This window comes from Hydrogenophaga sp., from assembly GCF_051007235.1.
Taxonomy (GTDB): domain Bacteria; phylum Pseudomonadota; class Gammaproteobacteria; order Burkholderiales; family Burkholderiaceae_C; genus Hydrogenophaga.
The window spans coordinates 1-18,412 of sequence record NZ_JBPCSJ010000358.1 but is presented as its reverse complement, the minus strand read 5'-3'; the positions used below and the strand labels follow the sequence as shown (position 1 = coordinate 18,412).

Here is an 18,412-nt window from a genome sequence, read left to right as displayed (position 1 = left end):
CACCAAAGTCGCTGGCCATGTCCTGCACCAGGGCCAGGTCGCCGCCGCCCGAGAAGCCCAGCCCGCTGCCGCGCAGCACGGCGCAGCGCACCGTGTCGTCGCGGCCCACGTCGCGCCAGATTTCGCTCAGCTCCCAGTGGCCTTCGTGGCCGGCGGTGGGCAGCTTGCCGTTGCCGCCGGGGCCATCCGCGCGCATCTGGATGTCGAGCACCGAGGGCACGCCGTTGACGGGCGGCCCGCGGCGGGTGATGTGCAGGGTCTGGTAACGGCTGTAGTCCACGGGGTGCATGCGGTGTCTCCGGTGTGGCGCTGCGCTGGCAGCGGCCCGTTTTGGTGGGGATGTTGTGGGAAATCTCAACGGGAAATTCTGCCCCGTCCGGCCGACCGAAACCGCGCGGCGCGGGCGGTGTTTTCCCGCGTGTTCCGTGGTCCGGCGGCGCCCTTGACGTGCGTCAAACACAGGGTGGGCCGGGCGGCGCAAGATGGCTTCAACGGGGTCGCAGACCGCAGACCCCCAGCCTTTGAGGAGACCCCATGAGCACCCCCATTTCCGAGACCTTCACCCAGCAGTTGCAGCAGATGCGCACCGACGTGCTGGCGCAGTTGCGCGCCCAGCGCGGCGGCAAGATCGGCCGCGCCGAAGCCGCCGCCGAAGCGCGCGAGCACCAGAGCGACGACTGGGCCCAGGCCGATGCCGAACGCGATCTGGCCTTTGCGCTGGAAGAGCGCGAATCGGCCGAGCTGGTGGCGATCGATGGTGCGCTCCAGCGCATCGCCGACGGCAGTTACGGCCTGTGTGTCGACTGCGGCGCGGGCATCGCCACCGCCCGCCTGCACGCCAGCCCCACCGCCCTGCGCTGCGTGGGCTGCCAGGAGAAGACCGAAAAGGCCCAGGGCCACGCACCCACGCCCGGCTACTGAAACACCTCGATCGCAACCGATCTTTTTTCTTGAAACCTGAACAGGAGTTTTTGCCCATGACCACTTTCCACGCCGTCGTCTGGATGGACCACAGCCAAGCCCACGTGCTGATGTTCGACAAGGAGCACGTTGAAGCCCAGCGCGTGAAGGCACGCAGCCACCACACCCCCAAGCACGGCCACGTCGGCGCCGACAAGGACTTTTTCAAGCAAGTGGCCGACGCGCTGGCCGGGGTGACCGAGGTGCTGCTGACCGGCCCGGCCAACGCCAAGATCGAGTTCCGTGACTTCTGCAAGCACAACGCGCACGCGGTGGACAAGGCCATCGTGGACGTGGTGAGCAGCGACCACCCGACCGACGCACAACTGGTCGCCATGGCGCGCCAGTACTTCCTGAAGTACGACCAGACCGCGGCCGACCCGACGCAGCGCTGAGCCCCCCTGCGCCGCTTCGCGTCACCCCCCAAAGGGGCGGCACTGGCCGTCCGGCAAAGCCGGCCCGGCGGTGCCCTGGGGTGGCGCTGCTTCATCTGTAGCGAGTCGCGCTCCGGCACGCGAAACCCATCGTCAAAGCCCGTCGGCGCGCGCTGACGGGCTTTGTGCTTTTGTTATTCTGAGACGATGCCCCTCCTGCCCCATACCCTGCCCGCCCGCAGCCTGTTCCACCTGGCCTTTCACGTGACCGACCTGGACGCCGCGCGGCGCTTCTACGGCGGCGTGCTGGGCTGCACCGAAGGCCGCAGCACCGACACCTGGGTGGACTTCGACTTCTTCAGCCACCAGATCTCGCTGCACCTGGGCGAGCCGTTCAAGACCACACGCACCGGCCGGGTGGGCGACCACTGGGTGCCCATGCCGCACTTCGGGCTGGTGCTGCTGTTGCCCGCCTGGCAGGCCCTGGCCGACCGACTCACAGCCGCCGGCGTGGACTTCGTGCTGCCGCCGCAGGTGCGCTTTGCCGGTCAACCGGGCGAACAGTGGACGATGTTTTTCTGCGATCCGTTCGGCAACCCGATCGAGGTCAAGGGCTTCGCCAGCCTGGCGCAGATTTTTGCGTCCCAGTGAATTCTTTGGTTCTCACAAGTCGCGTGAGGGCACTGGGTCGCCCGCTCTAAACCTTCCCAACGGCGGTTCAGGCGGGCCCAACGGCGAGGCCACCCGCCTATGCTCGGCGTTTTGAACGGGCGCGCGCACGGCGTGCCACCGGAACCTCGCCGCCACATGATCCAGAACCCCGCTCAACCCCTCACCCGCCGCCGCTTCACCGCCCTGGTGGCCGGCTCTTCGCTGCTGGCGGCGCCCGCGCTGCGCGCCCAGTCGGCCAACCGCATCGTGCTGGGCCAGTCGGCTGCGTTCAGCGGCCCGGCGGCCCAGCTGGGCATCCAGTTCCACGCCGGCGCCAAGCTGTTCTTCGACCAGCTCAACGCCAAGGGCGGGATCAACCAGACCCCGGTGGAGATCGTGCAGCTGGACGACGGCTACGAGCCCGAGCGCTGCGCCGAGAACACCCGCAAGCTGCTGGCCGACGACGTGTTCGCGCTGTTCGGCTACATCGGCACGCCCACCAGCGTGGCGGCGCTGCCACTGGCCACCAAGGCACAGGTGCCGTTCTTCGCCCCGTTCACCGGCGCCCTGGGCCTGCGCCAGCCGTTCAACCGCATGGCCTTCCACATGCGCGCTTCGTACCACGACGAGACCGCGCTCATCGTCAAGCAGCTCACGCACCTGGGGTTGAAAAAGATCGCGGTTTTCTACCAGAACGACGCCTACGGCAAAGCCGGCCTGGACGGTGTGACCGCGGCCCTGCAGGCCCAGCAGCTGGCCCCGGTGGCGGTGGCCACGGTGGAGCGCAATTCGCAGGACGTGGCCAAAGCCGTGGCCAGCCTGACCGCCGCCCAGCCCGACGCGGTGGTGCAGATCAGCGCCTACGCCTCGTGCGCGGCCTTCATCCGCGCGGCGCGCAAGGCGGGCTACGGCGGCACGTTCTACAACGTGTCCTTCGTGGGCACGCAAGCACTGGCCGACACGCTGGGCAAGGACGGCGCGGGCGTGATGGTCTCGCAGGTCGTGCCCACGCCCTACAGCGGCTCGCGGCCGATCGCGCGCGAGTTCAACGCCGCCATCGCCGAAGGCGGCGCCAAGGTGCAGCCCAACTTCTCCAGCATGGAAGGCTTCATGGCCGCCAAGCTGCTGGCCGAAGGCCTGCGCCGCGCGGGCGCCCGGCCTTCGCGCGACGCCCTGGTCGGTGCGCTGGAGAGCATCCGCGACTTTTCCCTCGGCGGCTTCAACATCAGCTTCGGCCCCAACGACCACGTCGCGTCCCACTTCGTGGAGCTGTCCATGCTCACCGGCGACGGACGCGTGCGCACCTGACCCCGTGCCCGCCCCATGCAAAAGGCCCGCTGCGTGCGGGCCTTTTGCATGGGGTCAGCGCGGCGTTCAGGCGGTCTGCAGCGGCGCGATGGTCTGGTCGATCGCGCCGAAGATGCTCTGGCCGTCGGGGCCCTTCATCTCGATGCGGATGGTGTCGCCGAATTTCATGAACTCGGTCGACGGCTTTCCGTCGAGGATGGTTTCGATGCAGCGCTTTTCGGCGATGCAGCTGTAGCCCTTGGGCCATTCCTTCTTGCCGTTGACCTCCACGCCGCGGTTGCTGACGGTGCCCGAGCCGACGATGGAGCCGGCGCGGACGTTGCGCGTCTTGCCGATGTGGGCGATCAGCTGGCCGAAGTGGAAGGTCATGTCGGGCCCGGCGTCGCACATGCCGACCTTGCGGCCGTTCCAGGTGCTGTGCAGCGGCAGGTGCACACGGCCGCCCTGCCAGGCGCTGCCCAGCTCGTCGGGCGTGACCGCCACCGGGCTGAAGGCGCTGGCCGGCTTGCTCTGGAAGAAGCCAAAGCCCTTGGCCAGCTCATTGGGGATCAGGTTGCGCAGCGACACGTCGTTGACCAGCATCAGCAGGCGCACACCGTCCAGCGCCTGCTCGGGCGTGGCGCACATGGGCACATCGCCCGTGATCACGGCGATCTCGGCCTCGAAGTCGATGCCGTAGTCCTCGCTGGGCACCACCACGTCGTCGCAGGGGCCGATGAAGTCATCGCTACCACCCTGGTACATCAGCGGGTCGGTGTAGAAAGTGGCCGGCACTTCGCTGTTGCGCGCGGCGCGCACCAGTTCGACGTGGTTGATGTAGGCCGACCCGTCGGCCCACTGGTAGGCGCGCGGCAGCGGCGCCATGCAGAGCTTGGGATCGAACGGAAACGCGTGGCGCGCCTTGCCGCTGTTGAGGGTGCTGTACAGGTCCTGCAGCTGGGGGGCGAGGAAGTTCCAGTCGTCCAGCACCTGCTGGAGTTTGGTGGCGATGCCGGTCGCATAATGGGCCGTGCTCAGGTCGCGCGAGACCACCACCAGCTGTCCGTCGCGTGAACCGTCTTTGTATGTGGCGAGTTTCAAACCTGTCTCCTGCCGCCGCGGGGCGGTTCAAAAAGTGGAGGGTGCAGCGGGTCGGCTCCGCAGACAGCCCTGAACATCGAATTACGAATAGTGAAATCAGTTAACCTATCCGTAAACCCAGATTCTAGTTCATAGCCCCGATGCCCGCCAGCCCCACCACTGCCAGCCGCCGCAACGCGAACGCCCCTGCCGACGAGGACAGCGCCGACCACCTGCGCGCCGGCATCCAGTCGGTCGAGGTCGGATTTGAACTGCTCAAGGCCCTGTCGGACGCCCCCGGCGCGCTGATGCTGCGCGACCTGGCCGCCAACGCCGGCATGAGCGCGGCCAAAGCGCACCGTTACCTGGTCAGCTTCCAGCGCATGGGCCTGGTGGTGCAGGACCCGGTGAGCACCCGCTACGACCTGGGCCCGGCCGCGCTGCGCCTGGGCCTGGCCAGCCTGGCGCGCATCGACGCCGTCAAACTTGCGCGCGAGCGCATCCCGGCCCTGCTGGCCGAGACCGGCCACACCCTGGCGATTGCCGTCTGGGGCAACCAGGGGCCGACCATGGTGCACTGGGCCGAAGCGCCGCAATCGGTGCCGGTGACGCTGCGCCTGGGCGATGTGATGCCGCTGCTGACCTCGGCCACCGGCCGCTGTTTCGCCGCCTTCATGCCCACCGACGGCCGCGATGGCGAACGCATCCCGGCGATGCTGCGCGAGGAACTGGCGCGCCTGAAACAGCTGCCCCAGACCGGCCTGCCGCGGGTGGACGTGCCGCAGACCCAGGCCGAGGTGCAAGCGCTGCTGCAGGAAACCCGCCGCCAGGGCCTGGGCCGCGTGGTGCACAGCCTGCTGCCCGGCGTGGGCGGTTTCTGCGCCCCGGTGTTCGACGCGCAGGGACGGCTGGCACTGGGCCTGGTGGTGCTGGGCTCGGTCGCCACGCTGGACACCGCCTGGGACGGCACACCGGCCACGGCCCTGCAGCGCTGCGCGCGGCAGCTCAGTGCCGATCTGGGGCACCGCACAGCGGCCTGATCGACCATGGCGCGCCCCTCACCGGCCACCCCTCGCTGGACGGTGCTGCTGGCACTGGCCGTCGGCGTGCTGGCCGCGCACCTGCTGCTGCTGACGGGCGGCGTGCGCTGGGACTGGCCCGCGGCCGGTCCGGATGCACCGGCGGCGCTGCAGCCGGCGGCCCTGACCACAGCCAGGGACACGGATGCGCCATCGCAAGCGCCACCACCCGAGCCGACCGTGGCGGTGCAGGTCAGCACGGTGCGCTGGATCGCACCGCCCTCGCCGCCACCAGCACCGGCGCCCGCCAACCCCGCGCCGGCCGTCCTCAAAGAAATCCAGGTGGTCGGTCCCCAGCCGGTGCCCGAGGACGATGGAGAGCAGGCCACCCCGCCCACACAGCTCCCCATCGACACCCCATCACCCACGGCGACACCAGCCATGCCCGTGCCGGAGCCAGCTCCCGTGGCCGAGACACCGCACCAACCCCAACCCGCCGTGGCCAATGCCACCCCTGCCCCTGCGAAGGTGGAAGACACCCTGGTCGCTGCAGCAGGCAACGCGGCGCCCCGCAACCCTGCCACCGAGCCACACCCCTTGCCCCCAGCCCAGCTCCCCGCCAGCGTGAGACTGGGCTACGACATCCAGGGCAAGGCCAAAGGCTTGGGCTACAGCGCCGATGCGCAACTGCAATGGCTGGTCGAAGGCCAGCGCTACACCGCCGAACTGGAGATCAGTGCCTTCCTGGTGGGCAGCCGGGTACAGACCAGCCAGGGCAGCATCGGCCCACACGGTTTGTCGCCCCTGCGCTTTGGCGATCGGCGGCGCGGAGCCGAAAAAGCAGCGCATTTTGACCACGCGCGCCAGACCATCCGGTTCAGCAACAACGCCCCCGACGTGCCCCTGCAACCCGGCGCACAGGACCGGCTGTCGGTGTTCCTGCAACTCGGAGCCCTGCTGCAGGCCCGGCCGCAGGCCTACCCCGAAGGCGCCTCGATCGCGGTGCAGGTGGCCAGTACCGGTGGCGCCGAGGTCTGGCAGTTCCAGGTTGGTGCGCTGCAAGCCCTGACCCTGCCCGCGGGCACCGTGCCCGCCCGGCGCCTGCTGCGCGAACCCCGTCGCGAGTACGACAGCACGGTGGAGGTCTGGCTGGCGCCATCGCTGCAGCACCTGCCAGTGCGCATCCGCGTGACCGAACAGGACGGCAGCTTGGCCGACCAGTTGCTGCGACAGTTGCCGCCCCTGCTCCCGCTGCCCACAGACGCAACCCAATGAACTGTGCCCAAAAACACACGCATATTGAATCTTTCGCCAAGATGACCATCTGAAGGCACAAGGGGCTGAAGAAGCGCCAACGATTGCCGATATAACAGCCAAAGGAACACAGGTTTCTTGTTTTGAAGGATATTGAAACCATGCACATGCTCTACGACTCCGATGCTTTTGCCGTGGTCCACATCCTGGCCAACGCGCCCACCGAGGGCGAGGTCGTGACCGACGAAGGTCCTCAAATCCCGCGCCATGGTTTTGAAATCGTGGACAAACGTTCGGGCAAAGAGGTTTACCTCGACGGCTCCTGGGCCGAGATGTTCCAGATCCAGATCACCGCCTGGCAAAAAGACATGCCCTCGCAAGAGGAAGTGGAAGACACGCTGGAAGGCTACGCCAGCCTGGCGCAGATGCCGGTGGTCATGAATTGAATGGTCCCCCCCGCGCCGCGCCTGCGGCGCGTCACCCCCCAGGGGGCGATGCGTGTGGCCCGGCAAAGCCGGTTCCACCGCATCCTGGACTGGCTTCCCCTCTCTACGACTGCCCGGCTTTTGCCGGGCTTTGTCATTTCTGGGCCTCTGCTGAGGGACGGGCACTCCACCAGCGGTACACCGGCTCGGCCAGCACCAGCACGGCCACCAGGCGACACACCTGGAAAGCGGTGACCATGGGCACGCCCAGCTGCAGCACCTTGGCGGTGATGGCCATTTCCGCGATGCCGCCGGGCGAGGTGCCCAGCAGCAGGGTGGCCGGGTGCAGGCCGGTCAGCCATGACAATGCCCAGCCAAAACCCGCGCACAGGCCCATCATCACGAAGCTGGCCAGCGCCACCGACCCCAGCCAGCGCGGCGCGGTGTGCACGAAAGCCGGCGTGAAACGCACGCCCAGGCTGACGCCGATGACCAGCTGCGCCCCGGCCGTGAGCCAGCCCGGCAGAGCCGAGAGGGTGACGCCCGAGAGCGTGAGCACCATGGTGGCCAGCAACGAGCCCATGAACCAGGGGTTGGCCCGGCCCAGCCGCTGCATGAGCAAACCGCCCGCCAGGCACAGCGCACCCAGCGCGGCCAGCCCTGGCCACTGGACCGCGCGGGCGGCGGGCAGGCTGGCGTCCAGCCCGCTGACACCCCAGGCCTGCATCGTGAACGGGATGGTCAGCGTCACCAGCAGCACGCGCAGGCTGTGCGCGGCGGCCACCAGGTCGGTTCGGGCGCCCTGGCGTTCGGCGATCAGCGTCATTTCGGATGCCCCACCGATGGCGCCGGCAAAGTAGGTGGTGCAGCGCAGCTGCTGGGCCGACACGCCCGGCAACTGCCCGGCGTGCACCCGCCGCAACCAGGCCCCGAAGCCCAGCCCCAGGGCCAGCGCCCAGGCGATGCCCAGCGCGATCGCCCACCACAGGCCCACCACCAGTGCCCCCACGGCGGGCGTGAAGTACAGCCCCAGCGCGCAACCGATGACCCACTGCCCCGTGTTGCGCGCCGGTATCCAGCTGGCGGTGGGCGCACCGAACACCGAGACCAGCGAGGTCGCCAGCAGCGGCCCGATCATCCAGGGGATGGGGGTGTGCAGCCAGACACAGAGTTCCGCCGCGGCCAGGGCCAGCAGCAAGGTGAGCAGCACCCGCACGATGAAAGGCAAGCCCCAGGGGCGGTGAACGGGAGGGGTATTCAATTCAGAACCGATGCAGGGGCTTTACAGGAGTCCGTAGTATCCAGGCATGAACTGTCGACGGGCTGTCATCTCCTGGGCGGGCGCGGCGTTGCTGCTGGCCGGCTGCACAACGGCCACGCCGGCGCCCGACCTGTCGGGCCTGCTGCCCACCCCGCTGCTGCTGCTGGGCGAGCAGCACGACGCCCCCGACCACCAGCGCCTGCAGCGCCAGACCCTGCGCCAGCTGGCCGAACGGGGGCAGCTGGCCGCGCTGGTGCTGGAAATGGTTGAACGCGACCGCCAGACCAGCGGCCTGCCGCCCGATGCGAGCGAAACCCGGGTGCGCGAGGCCCTGGACTGGACTGGCGAGCAGAATGCAGGGGCTTGGTCCTGGGCGGTGTACGGCCCGCTGGTGATGGACGCGGTGCGCGCCAGCGTTCCGGTGCTCGGCGGCAACCTGCCGCGCGCACAGATGCGCGCGGTGATGGGCGAGTCGGGTCTGGACACCACCTTGCCGGCCGCTGCCCTGCAGCAGCAGCGCGAGAACATCCGCACCGGGCACTGCGGCCTGCTGCCGGAATCGCAAATCGTGCCGATGACACGCATCCAGCTGGCACGCGACCGTGCCCTGGCGCAGACCGCGCAGCAAGCGCTGCGCACGGGCCAGACGGTGCTGCTGGTGGCCGGCCACCAGCACGTGCGGCGCGACATCGGTGTGCCGCAGCACCTGCCGCCCGATCAGCCGCTGCAGGTGGTGGTGGCGCTGGCCGGCGCAGACGCCAGCGGGGGTTCTGCGGCCGACCGCGTCTGGCGCACCGCGCCCACAACCCCGGTGGACCACTGCGCCGAGCTGCGCCAGCAGTGGGGGCAAGGGCCGCGGTAGCGGCCCGAGGAATTCAGGCGTGCCGCCGTATCGCGTCGGCCAGCACGCCGACCATGGTCTCGATCTGCGCCTTTTCCACGATGAAGGGCGGCGCAAACACCAGGTTCTCGCCCGCGTTGCGCACCAGCACGCCGCGGTGGTAGCAGTCGAGGAAGATGTCGTAGGCGCGCTTGCCCGGCAGACCGGGCACCGACGCCAGTTCCACCGCCGCCGCCAGCCCCAGGCTGCGGATGCTGATGACGTTGGGCAGGCCCTTGAGCGCGCTGTGCATCGCGTCGCCCAGCACCGGGCCCATCTGGCCGGCGCGTTCGAACAGCTGTTCTTCGCGGAACAAGTCCAGCGTGGCGATGGCCGCGGCGCAGGCCACCGGGTGACCCGAGTAGGTGTAACCGTGGAAGAACTCGATGGCGTGCTCCGGCGCGCTGCCGTGGGCGCCCATCATGGCGTTGTAGATGCGGTCGCTGCAGACCACGCCGCCCATGGGGATCACGCCGTTGGTGACCGCCTTGGCGAAGTTCAGCATGTCGGGCTGCACGCCGTAGTAATCGGACGCGAAGGGCGTGCCCAGGCGGCCGAAGCCGGTGATGACCTCGTCGAAGATCAGCAGGATGCCGTGCTTGTCGCAGATCTCGCGCAGGCGTTTCAGGTAGCCCTGCGGCGGGATGTACCAGCCCGCACTGCCGGCCACCGGCTCGACGATGACGGCCGCCACGTTGCTCGGGTCGTGCAGCGGCAGGATGCGGTTTTCCAGCTCCAGCAGGATGTCTTCGTTCCACACCGGCTCCTGGTTGTGGATGTAAGCGTGGTGGACCGGGTCGTGGATGAAGCGCAGGTGGTCCACCCGCGGCAGCAGCGAGGTGCCGTACACCTTGCGGTTGGCCGGGATGCCGCCCACGCTCATGCCGCCGAAGTTGACGCCGTGGTAGCCGCGCTCACGGCCGATGAAGAGGTTGCGGTGGCCTTCGCCGCGGGCGCGGTGGTAGGCCAGTGCCACCTTCAGCGAGGTGTCGGCGGCCTCGGAGCCCGAGTTGCAGAACAGCACCTTGTTCAGGTCGCCGGGCGCCAGGGCCGCGATCATTTCGGCGGCGCGGAAGGCCTTGTCGTTGCTGACGCTGAAGGCGGTCGAGTAGTCCAGGGTGTCCAGCTGGGCCTTGATGGCTTCGTTGATCGCCTTGCGGTTGTGGCCGGCGCCGACACACCACAGGCTGGAGATGCCGTCGATGACCTGGCGGCCGTCGTGCGTGGTGAAGTGCATGCCATCGGCGCCGACGAAGACGCGCGGGTCTTTCTGGAACGCGCGGTTGGGCGTGAAGGGCAACCACTGGTTGTCCATGCGGAAATCGTTGTAGGCCATGGGATTCTCCAGAAGCGCCGGCGTGCGCGGCGCGGAAGCAAGTGGCGAGATTCTGGCACCGAAAATCCGCAGCAGGCAGGTCCACTGCACCACCGCCGAAACGACCCACCCGGGGCGCCCTGCGACAATCGGACCAACCATGACCCACACCTACGTCCTCACCCTGTCCTGCCAGGACCGCCCTGGCATCGTGCACGCCGTCTCGGGTTTCCTGCTGGAGCGCGGCGGCAACATCGAAGAAGCCGCCCAGTACAACGACCACGGCACCGGCCTGTTTTTCATGCGCGTGCAGTTCACCTGCGCCCAGCTCACACAGGACGACCTGCGCGCCCACCTGAAGCTGTTCGCCGAGCCGTTTGGCATGCAGTGGGGCCTGCACCCGCTGGCCGAGCCGATGAAGACGGTGATCTTCGTCAGCAAAGAAGGCCACTGCCTGAACGACCTGCTGTTCCGCTGGAAGAGCGGGCTGCTGCGGCTGGACATCCGCGCCATCGTCAGCAACCACCGCGACTTCTACCAGCTCGCGGCCAGCTACAACGTGCCGTTCCACCACATCCCGCTGACGGCCGCCACCAAGGCGCAGGCCGAGGCCAAGCAGCTGGAGGTGATCCGCAGCGAAGGCGCCGAGCTGGTCGTGCTGGCGCGCTACATGCAGATCCTGTCGGACAACCTGTGCCGCGAACTCTCGGGCCAGGCGATCAACATCCACCACAGCTTCCTGCCCAGCTTCAAGGGCGCCAAGCCCTACTACCAGGCACACGACCGCGGGGTGAAGCTGATCGGCGCCACCGCCCACTACGTGACGGCGGATCTGGACGAGGGTCCGATCATCGAACAGGACGTGGCCCGTGTGGACCACGGCAAGACGGTGGAGGACCTGACCGCCCTGGGCCGCGACACCGAAAGTCAGGTGCTGGCCCGCGCCGTGAAGTGGCACAGCGAGCACCGAGTGCTGCTCAACGGCCACAAGACCGTGGTGTTCAAGTGAACAGGATGCCCCCCGAAGCAGCCTTGCAGGCTGCCTCCCCCCACTGGGGGGCGCACGTCCGCTTCGGTGCGGCCGTGCGCGTCGTGCCTGGATCGCTTCCCCTCTGACGCTGCGTGTGAGGTGCATTCATGACGATCCGCATTCCGCCCATCCAGTGCCTGCTGACCTTTGAAGCGCTGGCGCGGCTGCGCAGCGTGACGCAGACCAGCGAAGAGCTGTGCGTCACGCCCAGCGCGGTGAGCCACCGCATCAAGCAGCTGGAACAGATCCTGGGCACCAAGCTGTTCGGGCGGGCGGATTTTTCACTCACCACCGAGGGCAGCGAGTACCTGGCCCAGGTGCGCGAAGGGCTGGCGTCGCTGCAGAAGTTTCCCAGCGCGACCGCTTCGCCCGGGCGCCGCAAGCTCAAGCTGGCGGTCACCCCCACGTTTGCCCGCTCCATCCTGCTGCCGCGCTTGAAGCAGTTCAGCGACGCCTACCCCGAGATCGATCTCACCCTGCAGGTCAGCATCCCGCTGCTGGACGTGGTGGCCGAAGACGCCGACCTGACCGTCCGGTTCGGGACCGGTCGCTACGCGGACGTGGAACACGTGTGCCTGATGAAGGACGAGGTCACGCCGCTGGCCTCGCCGTCTTTCGCGCGCGAGCGTGGCCCGTTTGAAACACAGCAGGACCTCGAAGGCGTGCCGCTGCTGCGCAGCCCGCTGGAACCCTGGCGCACCTGGTTTGCGGCGCACGATCTGGACTGGCCCGAGCCGGTGGACGGCTCGCAGTTCAACGACATCGGCCTGATGTGTGACGCCGCGGCTGTGGGCATGGGCATCGCACTGGTGCGGCTGAAGCTGGCCGCCCCCTGGCTGGAGAACGGCACGCTGGTGCCGCTGTACCCGCGCCACGTGCCCAGCCCGCACGCGCACTACCTGTGCTGGCGCACCGGCACCATGGACCGCTGGGAATGCGCCGCCTTTGCCGAGTGGCTCAAGAAATCGCTGAGCTGATCACTCGATGTTCAAGCGCTGACCCGCGAGGGCGACCTTCTTCGGCAGCGTCAGCGTCAGCACACCGTTCTCGTACTTGGCCTTCGACTTCTCGTTGTCGATGTCGGTCGCCAGCTGGAAGCTGCGGGCCACGGCGCCGTAGTACCGCTCGGTGCGCAGCACCTTCTCGTCCTGCGTCTGGCTGTCTTGCTGCTTGACCTCGGCGCGCAGCGTCACCACGCTGCCTTCGACCGTGACGTGGATGTCTTCCTTGGCCACACCAGGCACCTCGGCCACCACGGTGTAGGCGGACGGCGTTTCCTTCACGTCGATCTTGATCTGCGAGGGCGAGGGCAGGTTGTCGCCGTGCAGAGGGCGAACATAGAAGCCAGGGGCGACGTCCTTGAAGAAGTCGTCGAACAGGCCGGAACGGGCGATCAGGTGGTTCATGGTGCACTCCTTGAAACGGATGGGTGGTGGGGAGGAGCCGGTCCTGCCGGCTCCGTGTGAAACAGATAGACGCAGCCCCGCGCTTTTCAAGACCCCGGTGTTTGACGCACCTCAAACCTGCTCAACCGGTGCTGCAAGTTTCTTCAATGCACCGCGCGGCGGGCCGCCGTACACTGCGCCGCATGAACGCCCCCACCGCCCCCGCCGAAGTCACCCGCGCCGAGCGCGCTGCCCGCCAGGCCGAGGTGGTGCGCACCTTGCAGGCCGTGCTGCCGGCCCACGCCCTGCTCTGGCAGCCCGAGGACACCGTACCCTACGAATGCGACGGGCTGACCGCCTACCGCGAGCGACCGCTGGTGGTGGCCCTGCCCGAGACCGAGGCCCAGGTGTCCGACGCGCTGCGGGTGTGCCACCGGCTGGGCGTGCCGGTGGTGGCGCGCGGGGCCGGCACGGGTCTCTCGGGTGGCGCCATGCCGCACGCCATGGGCGTGACGCTGTCGCTGGCCAAATTCAACCGCATCCTGTCGATCGATCCGCGCTCGCGCACGGCGGTGGTGCAGGCGGGCGTGCGAAACCTGGCCATCAGCGAAGCCGCGGCGCCGCACGGCCTGTACTACGCGCCCGACCCGAGCAGCCAGATCGCCTGCAGCATCGGCGGCAACGTGGCCGAAAACTCCGGTGGCGTGCACTGCCTGAAATATGGCCTGACGGTGCACAACGTGCTGCAGGTGCGCGGCTTCACGGTCGAGGGCGAGCCCGTCACCCTGGGCGGCACCGCGCTGGACACGCCCGGGCTGGACCTGCTGTCGCTGGTGATCGGGAGCGAAGGCATGCTGGCCGTGACCACCGAAGTCACCGTGAAGCTGGTGCCCAAGCCGCAGCTGGCGCGCTGCATCATGGCCAGTTTCGACGACATCCAGAAGGCCGGCGACGCGGTGGCCGCCGTCATCGCGGCCGGCATCATCCCGGCAGGTCTGGAGATGATGGACAAACCCATGACCGCGGCGGTGGAAGATTTCGTGAAGGCCGGCTACGACCTGGACGCCGCCGCCATCCTGCTGTGCGAGAGCGATGGCACGCCCGAGGAGGTGGAAGAGGAGATCGGCCGCATGAGCGCGGTGCTGCGCGGCTGTGGCGCCACCGCCATCGCGGTGAGCCGCGACGAGGCCGAGCGCCTGCGCTTCTGGAGCGGGCGCAAGAACGCCTTTCCGGCCAGCGGCCGCATCAGCCCCGACTACATGTGCATGGACAGCACGATCCCGCGCAAGCGCCTGGCCGACATCCTGTTCGCCATCGCCGACATGGAACAGAAATACGGCCTGCGCTGCGCCAACGTGTTCCACGCCGGCGACGGCAACCTGCACCCGCTGATCCTGTTCGATGCGAACGACCCCGACCAGCTGCACCGCTGCGAGCAGTTCGGCGCCGAGATCCTGGAAACCAGCGTGGCCATGGGTGGCACCGTCACCGGGGAACACGGCGTGGGCGTGGAGAAGCTCAACAGCATGTGCGTACAGTTCAGCGCGCAGGAAAACGCGTTGATGTTCGCCGTCAAGCATGCCTTTGATACCAAAGCACTCCTGAACCCCGGCAAGGTCATACCAACGGCGCAGCGTTGTGCCGAATACGGCAAGATGCTGGTGCGCGGAGGCCGCCTGCCATTCCCGGAATTGCCCCGGTTCTGACTGTCATATTTCACAGTTGACCCCGGGAGGGCTCGGGTACATTGCAGGACATGAGCGCCCTGCCCACCCTGACCCCTGGTCGCCCGCAGCCCGATGCGGACGAACGCCAGGCACAGGTGCAGGCGCTGGAACGCGAAATCGAAGCGCTGCGCGCAGAGAACGCCCACCTGCGGCGCCAGCACGCGCAGCACCTGGTCGGCACGACCGACGGTCATGAGATCACCCTGCCAGCACCGCTGGACCTGTCGTTGCGCGCCACAGGCAAAGGCGTGGAGCCGCTGGCCAAACTCGAGTACGAAGGCCTGCTGGCCGCCTTGGCCAGCGTGTTCCCGATCGGCGTGTTCCGCGTCGACCCGACCGGCCTGCTCACCCATGTGGACGAGGCCCTGCAGCGCATCTTTGGCCTGCAGCCCGAAGCGTTCACCAACCTGGGCTGGTTGCGGCTGGTGCACCCGCAGGACCTGGAACGCGTGCAGCAACACTGGGCCCAGAGCATCGCGCGCAGCGACAGCCTGAGCGTCGAGTTCCGCCTGATCCGCTCCAACGGCGAAACCGCCCACCTGCAGGTGCGCAACGTGCCACAGCTCGACGAGAAGGGCGCTCTGATCGGCCACATCGGCTTCGTGCAGGACATCAGCTCGCTGCGTGTGCTGCAGGCCGACGCCCTGATCCAGGAAGAGTTGAACCGCCAGATCATCGCCAGCAGCCCCGACTGCACCAAGGTGCTGGACCTGGAAGGCCATGTCCTGCAGATGACCACGCGCGGCTGCCACCTGGTGGAGGTCGATGACTTCGAACAGGTGCGTGGCAGCGACTGGACGCAGTGGTGGAAGGACGAGAACGAGACCCAGGCCCGGCAGGCCGTGGCCAGCGCACGGCGGGGCGAGACCGCCCGCTTCGTCGCGTTCGGTGAAACGTTCAAAGCCACGCCCAAGTGGTGGGACACGGTGGTGTCCCCCATCCACGACAACCGCGGCGAACCGGTGATGTTGCTGGCCGTCTCGCGCGACATCACCGAACAACACCGGCAGCAGGAGCACATCCACCGGCTCAACAACGAGCTGGAAGCCCGCGTGCAGGAGCGCACCGAAGCCCTGGCCGAGACCAATGAACGCCTGCGCCAGACCCTGAGCGACGCCCAGGCCCTGTACAACAAGGCGCCGTGTGGCTACCACTCGGTCGATGCGTCCGGCATCTTCGTGCTGATCAACCAGACCGAACTCGACTGGCTGGGCTGTACCCGAGACGAAGTGGTGGGCCGCCAGCATTTCCGCGACTTCGTGCAGCCCGAACACGTGCCGCAGGTGGTGGAGCGGCTGCGCCGCCTGGTGGCGGGCGAGAAGCTGGACGCGGCCGAGCTGAACATGCGGCGGCGCGACGGGTCGGGCTTTGTGGCCCTGCTCAGCAGCACCGCCGTGACCGACGAGCGCGGCGCCTTCGTGCGCACCAACAACACGCTGGTCGACATCACCGAGCGCAAGGCTGCCGAGCACGCGCTGGACGCCCAGCGCACCTTCCTGCAGACCATCACCAACAGCGTGCCGGTGCAGCTGGCGTTCTTCGACAGCGCACTGATCTGCCACTTCGCCAACGCCAGCTACGCCCGGTGGGTGGGCGGCGATCCGGCGGCGCTGGTGGGCCGGCACCTGAGCGAGATCGCCCGTCCGCAGGACTACGCCTTCGCGCAGCCCAAGCTGGCCGCCGCCTTGCGCGGCGAGTCGCAGCAGTTCGAAGGCGAGCGCGTCTTCCCCGACGGCCACCGCTTCTACGCGAGCATCGAATACACGCCCTACCGGCACGACGGCCAGGTGCACGGCGTGTTCATCCAGATGCTGGACATCACCGAGCGCAAAGCGTCGGAGGACCGGGTACAGGACGCCAACCGCCAGCTCGGCGAAGCCCTGCAGCAGGCTCAGGCGCTGTACAACCAGGCGCCCTGTGGCTACCACTCGCTCGACGTCAACGGGGTCTTCGTCGCGATCAACGACACCGAACTCCAGTGGCTGGGCTACGACCGCCAAGACGTGGTCGGGCAACTGAACTTCCGCGACATCACCCTGCCCTCGCGCGTGCCCTTGCTCGAAGAGCGCATGGCCCGCCTGCTGCGCGACGGCGTGCTCGGCGGCGCCGAGTACGAGATGCGCCGCAAGGACGGCTCGGTATTCCACGCGCTGCTGTCGTCGGCAGCGGTGCGCGACGCCAACGGCCACTTCCTGCACAGCAACACCACGGTGGTGGACATCACCGCGCGCAAGTCGGCCGAGATCGCCCTGCGCGAGAACCAGCGTTTCCTGCAGACCATCACCGACCACGTGCCGGGCATGATCGCCTACCTGGACGCGATGCTGCGCTTTCGTTTTGCCAACGCCGAGCACCTGCGCATCTACGGGCTGGACCCGGCCAAGATGCTGGGCATCCACATCAGCGAAGTGGTACCCGCCGAGGTCTGGGCCGACATCGGCCCGCGCATGCAGGCGGCGCTGGGCGGGCAGGCCCAGCATTTCGAAGCCTGGCGCAAGACCGTCAGCGGCGAATCGATCTTCATCAACGCCAACTACCTGCCCGACATCCACGAAGGCCTGGTGCAGGGCGTGTTCGTGCAGATCGTGGACATCACCGAACGCAAACGGGTGGAAGAGCGCGTCAACCAGCTCAACGACGAACTGGAGCAACGCATCCAGGAGCGCTCGCTCGAACTGCTGGAGAGCGAGCAGCGCTTCCGCCTGATGGTGGACAACCTGCGCGAGTACTGCATCTTCTTCCTGGACAGCCAGGGCCTGATCACCGACTGGACCGACAGCGCGCAGCGCATGGAGGGCTACTCGCCCACCGAGATGCTGGGGCGCCACTATTCGCTGCTGTTCGAGCGCGACCAGCCGCGCAAAGCGATGGAAAACGCCGACCAGATGATGCGGCTGGCCGCCTCTCGCGGGCAGCACGAGCTGCAGAGCTGGCACCGCCGCAAGGACGGCAGCGAGTACTGGTCGCACTCCCTGCTGATCGCCTTGCGCGACGACCACGGCGAGCTCAAGGGCTTTGCCAAGATCAACCGCGACATGACCGATGCCAAGCGGCTCGACGACCTGATGCGCAACATCAACGACGAGCTGGAGAACCGCGTGGCCGACCGTACCGAGCAGCTGCTGGCGGCCAACAAGGACCTGGAGTCGTGTTCCTACTCGGTCTCGCACGACCTGCGCTCGCCGCTGCGCCACATTTCCAGCTTCGTGAGCCTGCTCGAAGAGCACCTGACCGGCCAGCTGGACGACACCGCGCAGAAGTACCTGAGCACCATCGGCGGCTCCGCCCGTCACATGAGCCAGCTGATCGACGGCTTGCTGGCCTTCTCGCGCCTGGGCCGCTCGGCCGTCAACCTGACCGCGGTGGACTTCACTCTGCTGGTCGACGCCGTGGTCAGCCAGCTGGCGCACGACACCCAGGGCCGCGTGGTGGACTGGGTGATCGCGCCCGACCTGCCGGTGGTGCAGGGCGATGCCCTCCTGCTGCGCGAGGTCTGGGCCAACCTCCTGGGCAACGCCTTCAAGTACACCCGCCCGCGCGAGCGGGCCCGCATCGAAGTGGGCTGGAGCGTGGATCCCGCCGTGGGCTACACCTTCTACGTGCGTGACAACGGCGTGGGCTTCGACACCAAATACGCTTCCAAGCTGTTCGGCGTGTTCCAGCGCCTGCACCGCGCCACCGAGTTCGAGGGCACCGGCATCGGGTTGGCCCTCACGCGCCGCATTCTGGAGCGGCACGGTGGTAGCATTTGGGCTGAGAGCCAG

16 protein-coding genes and 1 pseudogene are annotated in these 18,412 nt (G+C 68.0%); 12 read left to right on the top strand and 5 right to left on the bottom strand.

Features of this window, described 5'->3' with window-relative positions:
* Positions 1-280 (bottom strand): annotated as a pseudogene (locus tag ACR2JA_RS12905) (enoyl-CoA hydratase); the annotation flags it as partial.
* Between the two features lie 254 nt (positions 281-534).
* Between ACR2JA_RS12905 and ACR2JA_RS12900 the strand changes: the two are divergent.
* The 4 genes from ACR2JA_RS12900 to ACR2JA_RS12885 all read left to right on the top strand — a co-directional run bounded on the left by ACR2JA_RS12900 (position 535) and on the right by ACR2JA_RS12885 (position 3,293).
* Positions 535-921: a TraR/DksA family transcriptional regulator gene (locus tag ACR2JA_RS12900; protein WP_434009486.1), complete on the top strand. Its 387-nt coding sequence runs from the start codon at positions 535-537 to the stop codon at positions 919-921.
* 56 nt (positions 922-977) lie between these two features.
* Positions 978-1,355, top strand: coding sequence for a hypothetical protein (locus ACR2JA_RS12895; protein WP_434009485.1), 378 nt, complete (start codon positions 978-980; stop codon positions 1,353-1,355).
* A 186-nt stretch (positions 1,356-1,541) separates the two neighbouring features.
* Positions 1,542-1,985, top strand: a complete 444-nt coding sequence (locus ACR2JA_RS12890) for a VOC family protein (protein WP_434009484.1) — start codon at positions 1,542-1,544, stop codon at positions 1,983-1,985.
* Between the two features lie 156 nt (positions 1,986-2,141).
* Complete coding sequence (locus tag ACR2JA_RS12885) at positions 2,142-3,293, top strand: ABC transporter substrate-binding protein (protein WP_434009483.1); 1,152 nt, start codon at positions 2,142-2,144, stop codon at positions 3,291-3,293.
* Between the two features lie 66 nt (positions 3,294-3,359).
* On the opposite strand, the gene ACR2JA_RS12880 is transcribed toward ACR2JA_RS12885, so the two are convergent.
* Positions 3,360-4,373, bottom strand: a complete 1,014-nt coding sequence (locus ACR2JA_RS12880) for a fumarylacetoacetate hydrolase family protein (RefSeq protein WP_434009482.1) — start codon at positions 4,371-4,373, stop codon at positions 3,360-3,362.
* A gap of 140 nt (positions 4,374-4,513) precedes the next feature.
* Between ACR2JA_RS12880 and ACR2JA_RS12875 the strand changes: the two genes are divergently transcribed.
* The 3 genes from ACR2JA_RS12875 (at position 4,514) to ACR2JA_RS12865 (ending at position 7,071) form a co-directional block, all read left to right on the top strand.
* Positions 4,514-5,392: an IclR family transcriptional regulator gene (locus ACR2JA_RS12875; protein ID WP_434009481.1), complete on the top strand. Its 879-nt coding sequence runs from the start codon at positions 4,514-4,516 to the stop codon at positions 5,390-5,392.
* Between the two features lie 6 nt (positions 5,393-5,398).
* Positions 5,399-6,646 (top strand): DUF3108 domain-containing protein, encoded by a 1,248-nt coding sequence (locus ACR2JA_RS12870; protein ID WP_434009480.1) that lies wholly within the window; start codon positions 5,399-5,401, stop codon positions 6,644-6,646.
* Between the two features lie 140 nt (positions 6,647-6,786).
* Positions 6,787-7,071, top strand: a complete 285-nt coding sequence (locus tag ACR2JA_RS12865) for a BTH_I0359 family protein (RefSeq protein WP_434009479.1) — start codon at positions 6,787-6,789, stop codon at positions 7,069-7,071.
* A 133-nt stretch (positions 7,072-7,204) separates the two neighbouring features.
* On the opposite strand, the gene ACR2JA_RS12860 is transcribed toward ACR2JA_RS12865, so the two are convergent.
* Positions 7,205-8,278, bottom strand: a complete 1,074-nt coding sequence (locus ACR2JA_RS12860; RefSeq protein ID WP_434009478.1) for an AbrB family transcriptional regulator — start codon at positions 8,276-8,278, stop codon at positions 7,205-7,207.
* 79 nt (positions 8,279-8,357) lie between these two features.
* On the opposite strand from ACR2JA_RS12860, the gene ACR2JA_RS12855 reads away from it, so the two are divergent.
* On the top strand, positions 8,358-9,173 hold the full coding sequence (locus ACR2JA_RS12855; RefSeq protein WP_434009477.1) for a ChaN family lipoprotein: 816 nt from the start codon (positions 8,358-8,360) through the stop codon (positions 9,171-9,173).
* A 13-nt stretch (positions 9,174-9,186) separates the two neighbouring features.
* On the opposite strand, the gene ACR2JA_RS12850 is transcribed toward ACR2JA_RS12855, so the two are convergent.
* Positions 9,187-10,527, bottom strand: coding sequence for an aspartate aminotransferase family protein (locus ACR2JA_RS12850; protein ID WP_434009476.1), 1,341 nt, complete (start codon positions 10,525-10,527; stop codon positions 9,187-9,189).
* A gap of 139 nt (positions 10,528-10,666) precedes the next feature.
* On the opposite strand from ACR2JA_RS12850, the gene purU reads away from it, so the two are divergent.
* Both purU and ACR2JA_RS12840 read left to right on the top strand, forming a co-directional pair.
* Complete coding sequence (gene purU / locus ACR2JA_RS12845) at positions 10,667-11,515, top strand: formyltetrahydrofolate deformylase (RefSeq protein ID WP_434009475.1); 849 nt, start codon at positions 10,667-10,669, stop codon at positions 11,513-11,515.
* 128 nt (positions 11,516-11,643) lie between these two features.
* On the top strand, positions 11,644-12,513 hold the full coding sequence (locus ACR2JA_RS12840) for a LysR substrate-binding domain-containing protein (RefSeq protein ID WP_434009474.1): 870 nt from the start codon (positions 11,644-11,646) through the stop codon (positions 12,511-12,513).
* On the opposite strand, the gene ACR2JA_RS12835 is transcribed toward ACR2JA_RS12840, so the two are convergent.
* Positions 12,514-12,942 carry an Hsp20/alpha crystallin family protein gene (locus ACR2JA_RS12835; RefSeq protein ID WP_434009473.1) on the bottom strand — a complete coding sequence of 143 codons (429 nt, stop codon included), beginning with the start codon at positions 12,940-12,942 and terminating at the stop codon, positions 12,514-12,516.
* A 182-nt stretch (positions 12,943-13,124) separates the two neighbouring features.
* On the opposite strand from ACR2JA_RS12835, the gene ACR2JA_RS12830 reads away from it, so the two are divergent.
* Positions 13,125-14,627 carry an FAD-linked oxidase C-terminal domain-containing protein gene (locus tag ACR2JA_RS12830; RefSeq protein WP_434009472.1) on the top strand — a complete coding sequence of 501 codons (1,503 nt, stop codon included), beginning with the start codon at positions 13,125-13,127 and terminating at the stop codon, positions 14,625-14,627.
* Between the two features lie 50 nt (positions 14,628-14,677).
* Positions 14,678-18,412, top strand: a 3,735-nt coding sequence (locus ACR2JA_RS12825; protein ID WP_434009471.1) for a PAS domain-containing sensor histidine kinase, incomplete at its 3' end; no start/stop codon positions are given.

Coding starts and splice junctions, on each gene's coding strand:
- ACR2JA_RS12900 (WP_434009486.1), top strand. CDS start 535: ATGAGCACCCCCATTTCCGAGACCTTCACCCAGCAGTTGCAGCAGATG.
- ACR2JA_RS12895 (WP_434009485.1), top strand. CDS start 978: ATGACCACTTTCCACGCCGTCGTCTGGATGGACCACAGCCAAGCCCAC.
- ACR2JA_RS12890 (WP_434009484.1), top strand. CDS start 1,542: ATGCCCCTCCTGCCCCATACCCTGCCCGCCCGCAGCCTGTTCCACCTG.
- ACR2JA_RS12885 (WP_434009483.1), top strand. CDS start 2,142: ATGATCCAGAACCCCGCTCAACCCCTCACCCGCCGCCGCTTCACCGCC.
- ACR2JA_RS12875 (WP_434009481.1), top strand. CDS start 4,514: ATGCCCGCCAGCCCCACCACTGCCAGCCGCCGCAACGCGAACGCCCCT.
- ACR2JA_RS12870 (WP_434009480.1), top strand. CDS start 5,399: ATGGCGCGCCCCTCACCGGCCACCCCTCGCTGGACGGTGCTGCTGGCA.
- ACR2JA_RS12865 (WP_434009479.1), top strand. CDS start 6,787: ATGCACATGCTCTACGACTCCGATGCTTTTGCCGTGGTCCACATCCTG.
- ACR2JA_RS12855 (WP_434009477.1), top strand. CDS start 8,358: ATGAACTGTCGACGGGCTGTCATCTCCTGGGCGGGCGCGGCGTTGCTG.
- ACR2JA_RS12850 (WP_434009476.1), bottom strand. CDS start 10,527: ATGGCCTACAACGATTTCCGCATGGACAACCAGTGGTTGCCCTTCACG.
- purU (WP_434009475.1), top strand. CDS start 10,667: ATGACCCACACCTACGTCCTCACCCTGTCCTGCCAGGACCGCCCTGGC.
- ACR2JA_RS12840 (WP_434009474.1), top strand. CDS start 11,644: ATGACGATCCGCATTCCGCCCATCCAGTGCCTGCTGACCTTTGAAGCG.
- ACR2JA_RS12835 (WP_434009473.1), bottom strand. CDS start 12,942: ATGAACCACCTGATCGCCCGTTCCGGCCTGTTCGACGACTTCTTCAAG.
- ACR2JA_RS12830 (WP_434009472.1), top strand. CDS start 13,125: ATGAACGCCCCCACCGCCCCCGCCGAAGTCACCCGCGCCGAGCGCGCT.